The sequence below is a fragment of the Microbacterium sp. STRO-1N genome, from assembly GCF_057748015.1.
This window is the reverse complement of sequence record NZ_CM173234.1, coordinates 1893197-1910953: the sequence shown is the minus strand read 5'-3', so window position 1 is coordinate 1910953 and position 17757 is coordinate 1893197. Positions and strand designations below refer to the sequence as shown.

The window sequence follows — 17757 nt, the reverse complement described above, 5'->3', positions numbered from 1 at the left end:
TGGTGCTCGCCGACCTCACGGCCGGCGCTGTCGAAGACGCCGAGCGTCGTGCGCTGACGCGGCCGCTCGCCGACGTCGAGAACGCCGCACTGGCTCGTCCGGCTGCGAAGGACGCCCGCGTGGCGCTCGCCCCGGCATCCCGCGTCAAGATCATCGCCGAGGTCAAGCGCGCCAGCCCGTCACGCGGCGCTCTCGCCGAGATCCCCGACCCGGCGCACCAGGCATCGCTGTACGAGACCGGCGGCGCATCCGCGATCAGCGTGCTGACCGAGGAGCGCCGGTTCGGCGGCAGCCTCGCCGATCTCGAGGCCGTCACGGCCGCCGTGTCGCTTCCCGTGCTGCGCAAGGACTTCATCGCGACGCCCTACCAGGTGTTCGAGGCACGAGCGGCAGGAGCCGACCTCGCGCTTCTGATCGTCGCCGGACTCGAGCGACCGGTGCTCAGCGAGCTGTTCGACCTGATCACCCAGCTCGGGATGACTCCGCTGGTCGAGACGCACTCCGCCGATGAGATCTCGGTGGCCGTCGATCTCGGTGCCCCGCTCATCGGCGTCAACGCCCGCGACTTGAAGACCCTCGAGCTGGACCGCGACCTGTTCAGCCGCATCGCGCACCTGATCCCCGACGGGACGACGAAGATCGCCGAGTCCGCGGTGCTCTCTCCAGCGGACGTCGCGCACTACCGTGGCGCCGGCGCGGACGTCGTGCTGATCGGCGAGGCGCTCGTCACCGGTGACCCCGTCGCCACCCTGCACCGTTTTCTGGAGGTCGACAAGTGAGTCTGCGCGATCAGCCAGGACCGTTCTTCGGCGAGTTCGGCGGCCGGTACATGCCGGAGTCCCTCATCGCGGCGATCGACGAACTCACCGTCGCCTACGAGCAGGCGATCGCCGATCCGGCGTTCCGCGCCGAGCTGGCGCATCTGCTCAGCAGCTACGCCGGTCGCCCGTCGGCGCTGACCGAGGTTCAGCGCTTCGCCGAGCACGCCGGGAGAGCGCGGATCTTCCTCAAGCGCGAGGATCTGAACCACACCGGCAGCCACAAGATCAACAATGTGCTGGGGCAGGCGCTGCTCACACGCCGTCTCGGAAAGACCCGCGTGATCGCGGAGACCGGTGCGGGCCAGCACGGCGTCGCGACCGCCACGGCTGCTGCCCTGTTCGGCCTGGACTGCACGATCTACATGGGCGAGGTCGACACCGAGCGTCAGGCGCTCAACGTCGCCCGTATGCGTCTGCTCGGCGCCGAGGTCGTCCCCGTCAAGACCGGTTCGCGCACCCTCAAGGATGCGATCAACGACGCCTACCGCGACTGGGTGGCCACCGTCGAGACGACGAACTACATCTTCGGCACCGCCGCAGGCCCGCACCCGTTCCCCGCGATGGTGCGCGACTTCCAGAAGATCATCGGCGAAGAGGCGCGCGAGCAGCTGCTCGAAACGGCCGGTCGGCTGCCGGATGCCGTGGTCGCCTGCGTCGGCGGAGGATCCAACGCGATCGGCATGTTCGACGCGTTCCTGGACGACGAAGCGGTCAAGCTCTACGGTGTCGAGGCGGCCGGTGACGGCGTCGACACGCTTCAGCACGCGGCATCCATCGAACGCGGACGCCCCGGCGTCCTGCACGGCGCGCGCACCTACGTGCTGCAGGACGAGGACGGGCAGACGGTCGAATCGCACTCGATCTCGGCCGGGCTCGACTATCCGGGGGTCGGACCCGAGCATTCGTGGCTCGCGGACATCGGGCGTGCCGAGTACATCCCGGCGACCGATGACGAGGCCATGCAGGCTCTGCGACTGCTGAGCCGCACCGAGGGGATCATCCCGGCGATCGAGTCCGCGCACGCGCTGGCCGGTGCCATCCGGATCGGTCGCGAGCTCGGCCCTGACGGCCTGATCGCCGTGTGCCTGTCCGGCCGCGGCGACAAGGACATGGACACCGCAGCCCGATACTTCCAGCTGTACGACGAGGAGTCCGGCGCATGAGCCGTGTCGAAGACGCCATCCGGCGCGCGCACGAGGCCGGACGCGGTGCCTTCATCGGCTACCTCCCGGTGGGTTACCCCGATCTCGACACCAGCGTCAAAGCGGCGATCACGCTCGCCCAGAACGGCGTCGACGTCATCGAACTCGGGCCGCCCTACAGCGACCCCGTCATGGACGGCCCCCTGATCCAGGAGGCCACCCAAGCGGCCCTCGCCGCCGGATACCGCACGAAGGACCTCTTCACGGCGCTGCGTGCGATCACCGCGGCCACCGACGTGCCGGTCGTCGTCATGACCTACTGGAACCCTGTCGTGCAGTACGGCGTCGACCGCTACGCCGACGATCTGCTCGCCGCGGGCGCCTCAGGGCTCATCACGCCCGACATCACACCGGAGGCCGCGACCGAGTGGATCGCGGCGAGCGAGCGGACCGGGCTCGACCGCATCTTCCTCGCAGCTCCCACATCGACCGACGAGCGGCTCGATCTCGTGTCCTCCTCGTCGACGGGGTTCATCTACACGGTCTCGACGATGGGCATCACAGGGGAGCGCGCCGAGCTCGACAAGGCCGCTCGTACCCTCGTCGCCCGCCTGCGCGAACATGGCGACAACCGCGCCTGCGTCGGCATCGGGATCTCCACGGCCGAGCAGATCGCCGGTGTGCTCGAATACGCCGATGGCGCGATCGTCGGCACCGCGCTCGTGCGCGCCCTCCGAGACGGCGGCCTCGACGGCCTCGCCGCCACGACACGCGCCCTGGCAGCCGGAACTCCGCTGTCCACCAGCTCCGACCAGAGAAACTAGAATCGCACTCATGTCCCTCGCGCTCTCCAGCACACTGACCGGCGTGCTCACCAGCATCCCGAGCCCGCCCGAGAACACGTTCTCGATCGGGCCGGTGACGATCTACTATTACGCGCTCTGCATCATCGCCGGCATCATCGCCGCGACGCTGATGACCAACCACCGCCTCACCAAGCGCGGCGCTGAGCCCTGGATCGTGATCGACATTGTGATCATCGCGGTTCCGCTGGCGATCATCGCGGCCCGGTTCTACCACGTCTTCACCCACCCGAACGACTACTTCGGCGAGGGCATCAATACCTGGAATCCCTTCCAGCCCGGCTCCATCTGGGCGATCTGGGAGGGTGGCATCGCCATCTACGGTGCGCTCATCGGCGGCGCGATCGGCGCATGGCTCGGCTGCCGTTGGACGAAGATCCGGTTCTGGAGCTTCGCGGACGCGCTGGCACCCGGTCTCCTGCTGGCGCAGGCGCTCGGGCGTTTCGGCAACTGGTTCAACCACGAGCTGTTCGGTCTGCCGACCGACGTCCCGTGGGGGCTGGAGATCGAATCCGACAACCCGGCGTTCCCCCCTGGACTCGCCGATGGCACGCTGTTCCACCCGACCTTCCTCTACGAGGTCATCTGGAACGGCATCGGCGTCCTCGTCCTGCTGTGGCTCGGCCGCAACCTCTACTTCCAGTGGGGCCGTCTGTTCGCCGTCTATCTGATCTGGTACAGCGCCGGTCGCATCGTCTGGGAGTCCATCCGGATCGACCCGAGCGAGATCATCCTCGGCCTGCGCAGCAACGTCTGGGCGGCCATCATCGGCGTCGTCGTCGGCATCGTCATCCTCATCGTCCAGACGCGCCGTCACCCAGGTCGCGAGGCCTCGGTGTACCAGCCCGGCTACAGCCGGAAGGACGTCGACGCTGATGTACAATCGCAAGACAATCCCTCTGACTTCGTGGACGTGAGCGAGCCTCCGTCCGAAGAGGTCACCGCAGGAGCCATCGCCACAAGCACCGCTCCCACGAACGAGGCAGGCGCCCGATAAGCCGCCTCGTGGCGGGAGATCCATTGCACTGAACGAGCGGGCCGACGTCGTCCCCGGTGTCACTTGAATAACTGAGGACGGTATCTGGTGTACTTCCAGCCTCCCTACGGCGCCTCCGGCGCCTACCCCCCGAAGCAGGGCATGTACAACCCGGCGTTCGAGAAGGACGCCTGTGGTCTTGCCATGGTCGCCACGCTCCGCGGCACGCCCGGCCACGACATCATCCAGCAGGCGCTCGAAGCTCTGCGGAACCTGGAGCACCGCGGCGCGATCGGCTCGGATGCCGGCACCGGAGACGGCGCGGGCATCCTGACCCAGATGCCCGACGAGTTCCTCCGTGCCGTGGCAGGATTCGACCTTCCTCCGGTCGGCGAATACGCCGTCGGACTCGCCTTCCTCCCGCTGCATGCGGGGGAGCGGCGCACCCAGAAGGCCGGCGTCGAGAAGATCGCCCGCGAAGAAGGCCTCACGGTCCTGGGCTGGCGCGTCGTCCCCACGGCCAACGAGCACCTCGGCAAACTCGCCGACGAGGCGCGCCCCGCCTTCGAGCAGCTCTTCGTCGCCCGCCCCGCCGCCGGCGACGCACCCGCGCTGTCCGGCATCGAACTGGACCGTGTCGCGTACCGGCTGCGCAAGCGCGCCGGGCACGAGATCGGCGCTTATTTCGTCTCGCTCTCCAGCCGCACACTCGGCTATAAGGGCATGGTGACGACGCTGCAGCTCGAGCCGTTCTACCCCGACCTGCAGGACGAGCGCTTCGCCAGCGAGCTCGCCGTCGTGCACTCGCGCTACTCCACCAACACGTTCCCGTCGTGGCCGCTCGCGCAGCCGCTGCGGATGCTCGCGCACAACGGCGAGATCAACACCGTCGGCGGCAACCGCAACTGGATGCGCGCCCGCCAGTCGCAGCTCGAGTCGGAGCTCCTGGGTGACATCCGCCCGCTGCTGCCCATCTGCACGGATGGCGCCAGCGACTCGGCATCCTTCGACGAGGTCCTCGAACTGCTCACGCTCACGGGCCGCAGCCTCCCGCACGCCATCCTGATGATGGTGCCAGAGGCCTACGAGAAGCAGACCGACATCTCGCCGGAACTGCGCGCGTTCTACGAGTACCACTCGAACCAGATGGAGCCGTGGGACGGACCGGCCGCGCTGATCTTCACCGACGGCACCCTGGTCGGCGCCACGCTGGACCGCAACGGCCTGCGTCCTGGGCGCTGGACCGAGACCACGGACGGTCTGGTCGTCATCGGCTCCGAGACCGGCGTCCTCGAGTTCGAGCCCGAGCGCATCAAGCGCCGCGGTCGTCTGCAGCCGGGCAAGATGTTCGTCGTCGACACGGCCGCAGGTCGCATCGTCGAGGATGCCGAGATCAAGCAGCAGCTGGCCGCACTGCACCCGTGGCAGGAGTGGCTCGACGAGGGCTCCGTCCGGCTGGCAGATCTGCCGGAGCGCGAGCACATCGTGCACCCGCCGGCATCCATCACCCGCCGCCAGCGCACGTTCGGCTACACCGAGGAAGAGGTGCGGATCCTGCTGACCCCGATGGGGCAGAACGGAGCCGAGCCGCTCGGTGCCATGGGATCCGACACGCCGATCGCCGTCCTGAGCGAGCGTCCTCGGCTGCTGTTCGACTACTTCACGCAGCAGTTCGCGCAGGTGACGAACCCGCCGCTGGACTCGATCCGCGAAGAAGTCGTCACGAGCCTCAGGCTGGGCCTCGGCCCCGAGCGCAACCTGCTCAGCTGGGGTCCGGAGCACGCCCACACGGTGACGCTCGACTTCCCGGTCATCGACAACGACGAACTGGCCAAGATCCGTCACATCGACAAGGCCATGGACGGTCGGCGGTCCGTGACGATCCGTGGTCTCTACCACTTCGACGCCGGGCCGCAGTCGCTTCCCGCCCGTATCGCGGAGATGTGCGCCGAGGTGGATGCCGCGATCGAGGAGGGCGCCGAGTTCGTGATCCTCTCGGATCGCGACTCCAACAAGGACCTCGTCCCGATCCCTTCGCTGCTGATGGTCTCCGCCATCCATCACCACCTCATCCGGCGTGAGAACCGCATGAAGGTGGGACTCATCGTCGAAGCCGGCGATGTCCGCGAAGTGCACCACGTCGCCACGCTCATCGGCTACGGCGCGTCCGCGGTGAACCCGTACCTCGCCATGGAGACGGTGGAGCACCTCGTCCGAACCGGATTCATCACCGGCATCTCGCCCGAGAAGGCCGTGCGCAACTTGATCTACGCGCTCGGCAAGGGTGTGCTGAAGATCATGTCGAAGATGGGCATCTCCACGGTGTCGTCGTACGCGGGCGCCCAGGTGTTCGAAGCCGTCGGCCTCAGCCAGGAGTTCATCGACGCGTACTTCACCGGCACCGAGACGAAGCTCGGCGGCATCGGCGTCGATGAGGTCTACACCGAGAATCAGGCCCGTCACGACTACGCCTACCCCGAGGACGCCGCGGCACGCGCTCACGAGCGCCTGTGGACCGGTGGCGAGTACCAGTGGCGCCGCGACGGTTCGCCGCACCTCTTCAACCCTGAGACCGTCTTCCGTCTCCAGCACTCGACCCGCACCCGCCGCTACGACATCTTCCGCGAGTACACCAAGCTCGTCGACGACCAGGCGGCCGAGCTGAAGACCCTCCGCGGGCTCTTCTCGCTGCGCACCGGTCATCGCAAGCCGATCCCGCTCGACGAGGTCGAGCCGGTGAGCGAGATCGTCAAGCGCTTCTCGACGGGCGCGATGAGCTACGGCTCGATCTCGCGCGAGGCGCACGAGACGCTGGCGATCGCGATGAACAGCATCGGCGCCAAGTCGAACACGGGGGAGGGCGGCGAAGAGCCGGACCGCCTCGTGGACCCGGAGCGGCGCAGCTCGATCAAGCAGGTCGCCTCCGGCCGCTTCGGTGTCACCAGTCAGTACCTCACCGAGGCGGATGACATCCAGATCAAGCTCGCCCAGGGCGCCAAGCCCGGCGAGGGCGGCCAGTTGCCGCCTGGCAAGGTGTACCCGTGGGTCGCGCGCACGCGTCACGCGACCGCCGGGGTCGGGCTCATCTCGCCTCCGCCGCACCACGACATCTACTCGATCGAAGACCTCAAGCAACTGATCTTCGACCTGAAGCGCGCCAACCCCGAAGCCCGTATCCACACCAAGCTCGTCAGCCAGTCCGGCATCGGCGCGGTGTCGGCGGGTGTCGCGAAGGCGCTCAGCGATGTCATCCTGGTCTCCGGGCACGACGGCGGAACGGGCGCGAGCCCCCTGAACTCGCTCAAGCACGCCGGCACCCCGTGGGAGCTCGGTCTCGCCGAGACGCAGCAGACGCTGATGCTCAACGGCATGCGCGACCGCGTGGTGGTCCAGGTCGACGGCCAGCTCAAGACAGGTCGCGACGTGATCATCGGCGCACTGCTCGGTGCGGAGGAGTTCGGCTTCGCCACGGCTCCGCTCGTCGTGAGCGGATGCATCATGATGCGCGTCTGCCACCTCGACACGTGCCCCGTGGGCGTCGCGACGCAGAACCCGGTGCTCCGGGAACGATTCACCGGAAAGCCCGAATTCGTCGTCAACTTCATGGAGTTCATCGCCGAAGAGGTGCGCGAGATCCTCGCGGAGCTCGGTTACCGCTCGCTGGACGAGATCATCGGGCGCAGCGACCTCATCGAGACGAACGCCGCGATCGAGCATTGGAAGGCCGACGGACTGGATCTGTCGCCGATTCTCGAAGGACCGGTCTTCCCAGCATCCGAACCCCGGCGCAGCGGACGCGAGCAGGATCACGAGTTGGACGCGCACTTCGACGTGCAGCTCATCGAGATGGCGCAGGAGGCCCTCGAAGACGGGTCCCCAGTCCTCATCGAGCTGCCGATCCGCAACACCGAGCGGGCGGTCGGCACGATGCTCGGCCACGAGGTCACCTCGCGCTACGGCGCCGCAGGCCTGGCCCGCGAGACGATCGACGTCACGCTCACCGGAACCGCAGGGCAGTCGCTCGGCGCGTTCATGCCGTCCGGGATCGCGCTGCGCCTGGAAGGCGACGCGAACGACTACGTCGGAAAGGGGCTGTCGGGCGGTGACATCACCATCCGTCCGCCGCGCGGCGCGACGATCGTGCCTCAGGAGAACGTGATCGCCGGCAATGTCATCGGCTACGGCGCCACGAGCGGGACCATCTTCATCTCGGGTGTCGTCGGCGAGCGGTTCCTGGTGCGCAACTCCGGAGCCACGGCTGTCGTCGAGGGCGTCGGAGACCACGCTCTGGAGTACATGACCGGTGGTGTGGCCGTGATCCTCGGTACGACGGGACGCAACCTCGGTGCTGGGATGTCGGGCGGTATCGCCTACGTCCATGCGCTGCGCACCGACAAGATCAACGCGCAGTCCCTGGACAGCGGCGAACTGCGTCTCGAGCAGCTCGATCGCGCCGACCTCGAAGTGCTGCGGAGTCTGCTGACCGAGCACGTCGAGCGCACGGCATCCCCCCTGGCGGCAGATATGCTCGCCGACTTCGAGACCGTGGCGAACGAGTTCGTCAAGGTGCTGCCGCGCGATTTCGCCGCGGTTCAGAACATGCGCCAGGAGGCTGAGCAGGCCGGGCTCGACCCGGACGGCGACGTCATCTGGAACCGGATCCTGGAGGTGACAGGTGGCTGACCCCAAGGGCTTTCTGAAGGTGACGGAGCGCGAGCTGCCTGCTCGTCGTCCCGTCCCGGTGCGGATCATGGACTGGAAAGAGGTCTACGAACCGGGCGATCAGGCGGTGCTGCGCCGTCAGGCTGGCCGCTGCATGGACTGCGGTGTGCCGTTCTGCCACTCCGGATGCCCGCTGGGCAACCTGATCCCGGAGTGGAACGACCTCACCTGGCGTGGCGAGGGACGCTCGGCGATCGAGCGCCTGCACGCGACCAACAACTTCCCGGAGTTCACCGGGCGGCTGTGTCCTGCCCCCTGCGAGAGCTCGTGCGTGCTCGGCATCAATCAGCCGGCTGTGACCATCAAGCAGGTCGAGGTGTCGATCATCGACGAGGCGTTCTCGCACGGCTGGGTCGAGGCCGAGCCGCCGGAGCGTCTGACCGGCAAGACCGTCGCCGTGGTCGGCTCCGGGCCTGCGGGGCTCGCGGCGGCTCAGCAGCTGACGCGCGCCGGTCACACCGTCGCCGTGTTCGAGCGCGACGACCGCATCGGCGGTCTGCTGCGCTACGGCATCCCCGACTTCAAGATGGAGAAGAGCCACGTCGAGGCGCGCCTTCGCCAGATGCAGGAGGAGGGCACACGGTTCCGCGCCGGTGTCGAGATCGGCAAGGACATCAGCTGGGCCGATCTGCGTGCCAGGTACGACGCGGTCGTGATCGCCACCGGCTCGACGGTTCCCCGTGACCTGGCCATTCCCGGTCGCGACCTCGATGGCGTGCACTTCGCGATGGAGTACCTCGTCGAGTCGAACCACGCGGTCGCCGGAGACAAGGTCGCCAACCAGATCACGGCGGAGGGCAAGCACGTCATCGTGATCGGCGGCGGTGACACCGGAGCCGACTGCATCGGCACCGCTCACCGTCAGGGCGCGCTCAGCGTCACGAACCTCGCCATCGGTCGCCAGCCGGGCGACACGCGTCCCGACCACCAGCCGTGGCCGATGATGCCGACGGTCTTCGAGGTGTCGTCCGCGCACGAGGAGGGCGGCGAGCGGATGTATCTCGCATCGACCGTCGAGTTCCTGTCCAACGACGCGGGCGAGGTGCGCGCGCTGCGCGTCGCCGAGACCGAATTCGTCGACGGACGCCGTGTGCCCAAGAGCGGCACTGAGCGCGAGATCCCCGCCGACCTCGTCCTGATCGCGATGGGCTTCACCGGGCCGGAGCAGGACGGCTACACCGAGGAGACTCGTCCGCAGGTGACCGACCGCGGGAACTTCCGGCGCGATGACTCTTACGAGTCGACGATCCCCGGTGTGTTCGTGGCCGGTGACGCGGGTCGCGGGCAGTCGCTCATCGTGTGGGCGATCGCCGAGGGACGCGCCGCTGCGGCGAGCGTGGACCGCTTCCTGATGGGCGAGACGGTGCTGCCTGCACCGGTGCGTCCGACGGATGTCGCGATCGGCCTGCAGCCCGCGTAGGCTGACTGCGGCACCGTCGCCAGTTCTATTCCTCTTCTACCCTGGAGACTTCTGTTGAGACGCGCGAAAATCGTCGCCACCCTCGGTCCCGCCACGAGTTCCTATGAGAACGTGCGGGCCATCATCGAAGCCGGAGTGGACGTCGCCCGACTGAACCTCAGCCACGGCGACTACTCCGTTCACGACGCCAACTACGCCAACGTCCGTCGCGCAGCCGACGACGCCGGCAAGGCTGTGGCCGTGCTCGTCGACCTGCAGGGCCCGAAGATCCGTCTCGGCAAGTTCGAGGCGGGCCCCTACGAGCTCGAGGTGGGTGACATCTTCAAGATCACCACCGAAGACATCATCGGAAACCGCGAGATCTGCGGTACGACGTTCAAGGGCCTCCCGCAGGACGTCAAGCCGGGGGACTTCCTCCTCATCGACGACGGCAAGGTCCGCGTCGAGGTCGTCGAGACCGATGGCACCGTCGTCACGACGAAGGTCATCGTCGCCGGCGCCGTGTCGAACAACAAGGGCATCAACCTCCCAGGCGTCGCGGTCAACGTCCCCGCGCTGAGTGAGAAGGACGAAGCGGATCTCCGCTGGGGTCTGAAGATCGGTGCCGACCTCATCGCGCTGTCCTTCGTGCGCAACGCCTCCGATGTCGTCCGCGTGCACGAGATCATGGCCGAGGAGGGCGTGCGCGTCCCCGTGATCGCCAAGATCGAGAAGCCTCAGGCCGTGGATGCGCTCGAGGAGATCGTCGACGCGTTCGACGGCATCATGGTCGCTCGTGGTGACCTGGGCGTCGAGCTGCCCCTCGAGGCCGTTCCGATCGTTCAGAAGCGTGCGGTCGAGCTCGCCCGCCGCAACGCGAAGCCGGTCATCGTCGCGACGCAGATGCTCGAGTCGATGATCTCCAGCCCGGTGCCGACGCGCGCCGAGACCAGCGACGTCGCCAACGCTGTCCTCGACGGCGCGGACGCGGTCATGCTGTCGGGCGAGACGAGCGTGGGGGAGTACCCCATCGTGGTCGTGGAGACCATGGCGCGCATCGTCGCCTCGACCGAGGAGCACGGCCTGGAGCGCATCGCGCCGCTCACCAACAAGCCGAAGACCCAGGGCGGAGCTATCACGCTCGCCGCTCTCGAGGTCGCCGAGTTCGTCGATGCGAAGTTCCTGTGCGTGTTCACGCAGTCGGGCGACTCCGCTCGGCGCCTGTCGCGGCTGCGTTCGCGCATCCCGATGATCGCGTTCACGCCTGAGCCCAGCATCCGCCGTCGTATGGCGCTCACCTGGGGCATCCGCTCGAACCTCGTCGAGGTCGTTCAGCACACCGACCTGATGTTCCACCAGGTCGACGAGTACCTGCTCGGCAACGGCCTCGCCGCCGAAGGCGACAAGGTCGTCGTGATCTCCGGATCCCCCCCAGGGATCATCGGCTCGACCAACGACATCCGCGTCCACAAGGTCGGGGATGCCGTCGGCGGCGCCGCTCCGATCTACAAGGCCGCAGGGGTCTGATGCACGTCGTCAAGGGGAGCGGGATCGTCGTGATCCCGCTCCCCTTGGTGTTCCAGCGATGATTCACCTCCTCCGCAGAGCGGGATGGTGGATCCGTGACTACGCGTATGCGATCGCATGGCAGGCGAGAGCCGCCATCGACCGGACCGATCCCGCATCGTTCGCCGACGGATCGCGTGCGCCGATCATCGTGCTCCCCGGCGTGTACGAGACGTGGCAGTTCATGCGTCCGCTCGTCACGGCGATGCACGATCACGGGCACCCTGTGCATGTCGTCAAGGCGCTGCACCGCAATCGCCGCCCGATCGTGGAGCTCGCGCAGGATGTCACGGCATTTCTCGCGGAGGCCGACCTGCGCGACGTGATCATCGTCGCGCACAGCAAGGGCGGGCTCGCCGGAAAACTCGCCATGGTGGGCCCTCAGGGTGCTCGGGTGCGGTCGATGCTGGCGATCGCGACCCCGTTCGGCGGTTCCCGCTACGCCCGCATCATGCCCTGGCGCACGCTGCGCGCCTTCTCGCCGCTCGATCCGGACATCATCGATCTCGCCCGCCAGCAGGAGGCGAACGCGAGGATCGTCTCGGTCTATCCGCGCTTCGATCCGCACATCCCCGAGGGCAGTGAACTCCCGGGGGCGAAGAATGTTCCGCTCGACGCCGGCGGGCACTTCTGGGTGCTCGAACATCCGCGCGTGCTCGCGGAGCTGGCGGAACTCACGGACTAAGTACGGCGCTCGATCGTGAGCGGAGCGCCGAGACAGCCGGAATCGAACCTGTGCCGCGTGAAGCTGCAGTCTTGCGCCAGCCGGAGCTCGACGGGCTTCATGGCAGGATCGCGCACCCCGACTCGGGTGCCCGCCACGATCGATGCGTACGTCAGGTGCAGTTCGTCAGCGAATCGACTCGTCGACGAGCGCGGCCGAGCGAACCCACAGCCTTCGCGCGAGATCCTGATCGAGAGCCTGTGGATTGTTCCGGCGTGCCGGTTTCCGCTTCTCGTAGTACAGCCCGGACTGCCATTCGGAGCCGGGCGCCGCTGTTGCCAGCCACACCAGCTGATCGGCCCCCTGATCGGGACTCGACATCAGCGCCCGCCCGAGCCGACTGCGGTAGAAGTGCTTCATGACGCTGGCGCTGTCTGCGGCGAAGCCGGTGGCGACGAGACCGGGGTGGAACGCGACAGCCGACAGGCCCTGCGCGTGATACCTGCGGTGGAGTTCCGTCGTGAAAAGGATATTGGCCAGCTTCGCGGTGCCGTATGCGAGTTGCGGTGAGAAATCGTGGTCGTGGTCGAGGTCATCCATGTTCATCCTCCCGAACAAGCGCGCGCCCACGCTGGAGGTCTGGATGACGCTGGCGCTGCTCGCGATCAGTTTGTCCCGCAGGAGCGTGGTGAGCAGGAATGGGGCGAGGTGGTTGACCTGGAAGGTCTTCTCGAACCCGTCGATCGTCTTGGAGCGGTCGCCGAAGATGCCACCGGCGTTGTTGGCGAGAACGTCGATGTGCGGGTACGACGCGTCGAGTTCCGCCGCGAGCGTGCGTACGTCGGCCAGTCGCGTGAAGTCGGCGATGAAGTGATCGGCGCGTAGCTCGCGGGCAACCGCCTCGGTCTTCTGCGGAGATCGGCCGACGAGGACGATCCGGTGCCCGTCTCGACGAAGCCGACCTGCTGCAGCGGCGCCGATGCCGTCGCTTGCCCCGGTGACCACGATCGTCTTCGTCATGGGCTCAGACCGTATCAAGCGCATCGCTTGTCCCGGCGTGTCGTGCTCTCGTCACAGTGAGCCACCTCCATCGAAGGAACGTCGGGAACACCGGCTCTGGTGACTTTCAATACGTTCGAGTGCCGGCGGTGGGACTCGAACCCACACGCCCTTTCGGACAAAGCATTTTGAGTGCTCCGCGTCTGCCATTCCGCCACGCCGGCCGTGTATCGCGTCTACGACTGTAGCGCAGGATCATGGAGTCTCCATCGCGTTCGACGCGCCGTCGTCCGGACAGCGCCCGCTCTCCCGTAGAATGAACTGGTGACCGAAGAACAGGCTGAACAGTCCACGGCATCCGCTCCGCGACGCGTCGTCGTCGCCGAAGACGAATCGCTGATCCGTCTCGACATCGTCGAGATCCTGCGAGACAACGGATTCGATGTGGTCGGTGAGGCCGGCGACGGCGAGACCGCTGTCGCGCTCGCGACCGAGCTGCGTCCCGATCTGGTCATCATGGATGTCAAGATGCCGCAGCTGGACGGCATCAGTGCCGCCGAGAAGCTCCACAAGGGCAACATCGCGCCCGTGGTGCTGCTGACGGCCTTCAGCCAGAAGGAGCTCGTCGAGCGGGCGAGCGAGGCCGGTGCTCTGGCGTACGTCGTGAAGCCCTTCACCCCGAACGACCTGCTGCCGGCGATCGAGATCGCTCTCGCTCGTCACGAGCAGATCATCACGCTCGAGGCCGAGGTCGCCGACATGGTCGAGCGCTTCGAGACCCGCAAGCTCGTCGATCGCGCCAAGGGCCTGCTCAACGAGAAGATGGGCCTGTCCGAGCCCGAGGCGTTCCGCTGGATCCAGAAGGCGTCGATGGATCGTCGGCTCACGATGCAGGACGTCGCCAAGGCGATCATCGAGCAGCTCGCTCCCAAGAAGTGACCTTCGACCTCGGCGACGGCATCCGCCTTCGCCCGGTCGCGTCCGGAGATGCGGCAGCCTACGCCGCCGCCTACGACGCCAATCGTGCGCATCTGGCCCGTTGGGATCCTGTCCGCGAGGAGAGCTTCTACACGGTCGAATGGCATGAGGCGCTCGTCGCCCAGCACCTGCGCGACGGCGCGGACGGACGAGCAGCTCGCTTCGTCCTGGTCCACGACGACGGAAGAATCGTCGGTGTGGCGAACATCTCGAACATCGTGCGCGGCGCGTTCCACAGCGCGGATCTCGGGTACTGGATCGATGCGTCGCTTGCCGGCCGCGGACTGATGAGCCGCGTGATCGCCGTCGTGATCGATCACGCCAGCACCGAGCTCGCGCTGCATCGCCTCCAGGCCGCGACGCTGCTCGACAACGCGGCATCCCAGAGCGTTCTCGCGGCCAACGGATTCGAGCGGATCGGCATGGCGCCGAAGTACCTGCGGATCGCGGGGGAGTGGCAGGATCACCTGCTGTTCCAGCGGATCCTGTTCGACTGAATCCGCCGCGCCGAGACGCCGTCAGGCGGGCATGTCCTTGATCATGTTCGTGATGCGGATCGTCGAGCAGCGGCGCCCCTGATCGTCGGTCACGACGATCTCGTGGACCGTGATGCTGCGTCCGAGGTGCAGCGGCGTGCACACCCCGGTGACGACGCCCGAGGTCGCCGAGCGCGTGTGCGTCGCATTGATATCGACGCCGACGGCGAGCTTTCCCGGTCCGGCGTGCAGGTTGGCCGCCATCGACCCCAGCGACTCGCCCAGCACCACGTACGCGCCACCGTGCACGAGGCCGACCGGCTGGGTGTTCCCCTCGACCGGCATGGTCGCGACGGCGCGCTCGACGGCGAACTCGGTGAACTCGATCCCCATCTTCTCGGCCAGGGCTCCCATGCCACGGGCGGTCGCCCACTCCAAGCCGGTCGTCTGGATGCTGTCGCTCACCGATCCTCCTCAGCGCGTGTCTGTCGTCCTCGTTAGGCTGACAGGGTGACGGACTCCGCAAAGCCTACCCTCATGGTCGTCGACGGCCATTCGCTCGCCTATCGTGCCTTCTTCGCCCTCCCGGTGGAGAACTTCACCACGAAGGACAACCAGCACACCAACGCCATCTACGGCTTTCTGTCGATGCTCGTGAACCTCATCAAGACCGAGCAGCCGACGCACATGGCGATCGCCTTCGACACGTCGCGCCATTCGTTCCGCACTGACGAGTACCCCGAGTACAAGGCCACGAGGTCCGAGACGCCGCAGGAGTTCCGCGGGCAGATCCCGCTGCTGCAGGACTGCCTGGCCGCGATGTCCATCCCGGTCCTCACGAAGGAGGGCATCGAAGCCGACGACATCCTCGCGACGCTCGCGAAGCAGGGGTCCGCCCAGGGCTTCGACGTCCTCGTCGTGTCCGGCGACCGCGACACGATCCAGCTCGTGAACGACGAGGTCACGCTGCTGTACCCATCGGTGCAGGGCGTGTCTCAGCTGAAGCGCTACGACCCGATCACCGTCCAGGAGCGCTACGGCGTGCGTCCGGAGCAGTATCCCGACATCGCGGCCCTGGTCGGCGAGACCAGCGACAACCTCCCTGGCGTACCCAAGGTGGGGGAGAAGACGGCCGTGAAGTGGCTGACCCAGTTCGGCAGCCTCGACGAACTGATCGACCGTGCCGATGAGATCAAGGGCGTCGTGGGCGGTAATCTCCGCGATCACATCGAAGACGTCCGCCGCAACCGCAAGCTCAATCGGCTGCTGACCGACGTCGAGCTCCCGTTCGGACCAGCCGACCTCACCGTCGCCCCGATCGACGCTCAAGCAGTCCGCGACATCTTCGCCCGTCTGGAGTTCCGCACGCTGCTGCCGCGCGTGTTCGAGGCGGTCGGCGCCGGCGCCGTCGCAGACGATTCGCCGGCCGTGGTGCTGCCGTCACCCGTGGAGTCCTCTGCGGGCGAGCTCGCCGACTGGCTCGCCGCGCAGAGCGGCGAGCTCGCCGTCACGCTCGTCCTCGCCGGGGGGATGCCCATCCGGATCGGAGTCGCCGGAGCGACGGATCTGCGCGAGAGCGACTGGAACGAGGCAGCAGCCGAGATCCTGCGACCCTGGCTGGAGGCCGATTCACCGAAGGTCATGCACGAGGCCAAGCCTCAGGTGAAGGCGCTTCTGCGTTCCGGCATCCGCGTCGGCGGCCTGACCTACGACACGATCCTCGCCGGCTGGATGCTGCGGCCGAGCTTTCCCGACAAGACGCTCGGGAATCTCGTCGAGCGCTATCTCGGCGAGAAGCTGCCGGAGGCGGATCCGACGCAGCTCGTCCCCGAGACCGACGGCGCCACGCCATCCCAGGAGGCCTGGTTCACCCTGCGTACCGCCACGGCGCTGCGCGAGGACATCCCGGAGTCCGTGGCCACAGTGCTCACCGACATCGAGCTGCCGACGCTGCTGACGCTCGCCGACATGGAGATCGCCGGTGTCGCCGTATCGCACGACGTGCTCTCGACGTTCTCGGGGGAGCTCGCCACCCGAGCCGACCTGATCGCTCAGGATGCGTACGCCACCATCGGCCGTGAGGTGAACCTCGGTTCTCCCAAGCAGCTGCAGGAAGTCCTGTTCGAAGAGCTCCAGCTGCCGAAGACGCGCAAGACCAAGACCGGGTATTCGACGGATGCCGCGTCGCTGGCCGACATCCAGGAGAAGAGCCCGCATCCCTTCCTCGAGCAGCTCTCGCAGCATCGCGAGGCGACCAAGCTGCGACAGATCATCGAATCGCTGGACACGGCGATCAAGGACGACCACCGCATCCACACGACGTACGTGCAGACCGGCAGCCAGACCGGGCGTCTGTCCAGCACCGATCCGAACCTGCAGAACATCCCGGTGCGCACCGAGGAGTCCCGGCGCATCCGCAGCGCGTTCGAGGTCGGCGAGGGCTACGAGACCCTGCTGACGGCGGATTATTCGCAGATCGAGATGCGGATCATGGCGCATCTGTCGGGCGATGAAGGACTCATCGAGGCATTCAACAGCGGCGAAGATCTGCACCGCTTCGTCGGCGCCCGGGTGTTCGGCGTCGACCCGGCCGACGTCACCTCCGCCATGCGTACGAAGGTCAAGGCGATGTCGTACGGCCTGGTCTACGGGCTGAGCGCGTTCGGCCTGTCCAAACAGCTGCGCATCGAGCAGTCCGAGGCCAAGCAGCTCATGCTGGAGTACTTCGCCCGCTTCGGCGCGGTCCGCGATTATCTGCGCGCCTCGGTTCTCGCGGCGAAGGAGGTCGGGTACACCGAGACGATCTTCGGCCGCCGCCGGCCGTTCCCCGATCTCACCAGCCCGAACCGCGTGCTGCGCGAGAATGCGGAGCGCGCGGCCCTCAACGCGCCGATCCAGGGCAGCGCGGCCGACATCATGAAGATCGCGCTGTTCCGCATCCACGATGATCTGGTGACCGCCGGCTTGCGCTCGCGAGTGCTCCTCCAGATCCACGACGAACTCGTGGTCGAGGTCGGCCCCGGCGAGTGGGATGCCGCCGAGCAGATCGTGCGCACCAGAATGGCCGGTGCGGCCGAGCTGACGGTGCCTCTCGATGTCCAGGTCGGACGCGGCAGGGATTGGAACGAGGCCGCGCACTGACCACGGTCGC

General features: G+C 67.3%; 13 protein-coding genes and 1 tRNA gene. 11 read left to right on the top strand and 3 right to left on the bottom strand.

Features of this window, described 5'->3' with window-relative positions:
• Positions 1–2 precede the first annotated feature (2 nt).
• The 8 genes from trpC to AC3ANJ_RS09055 all read left to right on the top strand — a co-directional run bounded on the left by trpC (position 3) and on the right by AC3ANJ_RS09055 (position 12174).
• Positions 3–779: an indole-3-glycerol phosphate synthase TrpC gene (trpC, locus tag AC3ANJ_RS09090; protein ID WP_488319252.1), complete on the top strand. Its 777-nt coding sequence runs from the start codon at positions 3–5 to the stop codon at positions 777–779.
• Positions 776–1984 (top strand): tryptophan synthase subunit beta, encoded by a 1209-nt coding sequence (trpB, locus tag AC3ANJ_RS09085; RefSeq protein ID WP_488319178.1) that lies wholly within the window; start codon positions 776–778, stop codon positions 1982–1984. The genes trpC and trpB overlap by 4 nt, the downstream gene beginning before the upstream one ends.
• A complete protein-coding gene (gene trpA, locus AC3ANJ_RS09080) occupies positions 1981–2787 on the top strand; it encodes a tryptophan synthase subunit alpha (RefSeq protein WP_488319177.1) in 807 nt (268 codons plus the stop codon). The genes trpB and trpA overlap by 4 nt, the downstream gene beginning before the upstream one ends.
• 10 nt (positions 2788–2797) lie before the next feature.
• Entirely contained in the window at positions 2798–3823 is a 1026-nt protein-coding gene (gene lgt, locus AC3ANJ_RS09075) for a prolipoprotein diacylglyceryl transferase (RefSeq protein WP_488319176.1), read from the top strand.
• A gap of 141 nt (positions 3824–3964) precedes the next feature.
• Positions 3965–8485, top strand: coding sequence for a glutamate synthase large subunit (gene gltB, locus AC3ANJ_RS09070; RefSeq protein WP_488319251.1), 4521 nt, complete (start codon positions 3965–3967; stop codon positions 8483–8485).
• Positions 8478–9944 (top strand): glutamate synthase subunit beta, encoded by a 1467-nt coding sequence (locus tag AC3ANJ_RS09065; protein WP_488319175.1) that lies wholly within the window; start codon positions 8478–8480, stop codon positions 9942–9944. Before gltB ends, AC3ANJ_RS09065 begins: the two co-directional genes overlap by 8 nt.
• Positions 9945–9998: 54 nt before the next feature.
• Entirely contained in the window at positions 9999–11450 is a 1452-nt protein-coding gene (gene pyk, locus AC3ANJ_RS09060) for a pyruvate kinase (RefSeq protein ID WP_488319174.1), read from the top strand.
• 58 nt (positions 11451–11508) lie between these two features.
• Complete coding sequence (locus tag AC3ANJ_RS09055) at positions 11509–12174, top strand: esterase/lipase family protein (protein ID WP_488319173.1); 666 nt, start codon at positions 11509–11511, stop codon at positions 12172–12174.
• A gap of 165 nt (positions 12175–12339) precedes the next feature.
• Here AC3ANJ_RS09055 and AC3ANJ_RS09050 read toward each other — a convergent pair whose 3' ends face one another.
• Together AC3ANJ_RS09050 and AC3ANJ_RS09045 are read right to left on the bottom strand one after the other, a co-directional pair.
• Entirely contained in the window at positions 12340–13173 is an 834-nt protein-coding gene (locus AC3ANJ_RS09050) for an SDR family NAD(P)-dependent oxidoreductase (protein WP_488319172.1), read from the bottom strand.
• Between the two features lie 120 nt (positions 13174–13293).
• Positions 13294–13376 (bottom strand) — tRNA-Leu (locus tag AC3ANJ_RS09045).
• Positions 13377–13473: 97 nt separating this feature from the next.
• Between AC3ANJ_RS09045 and AC3ANJ_RS09040 the strand changes: the two genes are divergently transcribed.
• Together AC3ANJ_RS09040 and AC3ANJ_RS09035 are read left to right on the top strand one after the other, a co-directional pair.
• The gene (locus tag AC3ANJ_RS09040) at positions 13474–14091 is read left to right on the top strand and encodes an ANTAR domain-containing response regulator (protein ID WP_376178168.1); all 618 of its coding nucleotides are present in this window, start codon (positions 13474–13476) and stop codon (positions 14089–14091) included.
• Positions 14088–14627: a GNAT family N-acetyltransferase gene (locus tag AC3ANJ_RS09035; protein ID WP_488319171.1), complete on the top strand. Its 540-nt coding sequence runs from the start codon at positions 14088–14090 to the stop codon at positions 14625–14627. The genes AC3ANJ_RS09040 and AC3ANJ_RS09035 overlap by 4 nt, the downstream gene beginning before the upstream one ends.
• Positions 14628–14648: 21 nt before the next feature.
• Here AC3ANJ_RS09035 and AC3ANJ_RS09030 read toward each other — a convergent pair whose 3' ends face one another.
• Positions 14649–15020 carry a hotdog fold thioesterase gene (locus AC3ANJ_RS09030; RefSeq protein ID WP_406250557.1) on the bottom strand — a complete coding sequence of 124 codons (372 nt, stop codon included), beginning with the start codon at positions 15018–15020 and terminating at the stop codon, positions 14649–14651.
• 96 nt (positions 15021–15116) lie between these two features.
• On the opposite strand from AC3ANJ_RS09030, the gene polA reads away from it, so the two are divergent.
• Positions 15117–17747 (top strand): DNA polymerase I, encoded by a 2631-nt coding sequence (gene polA, locus AC3ANJ_RS09025; protein WP_488319170.1) that lies wholly within the window; start codon positions 15117–15119, stop codon positions 17745–17747.
• Positions 17748–17757: the final 10 nt, after the last annotated feature.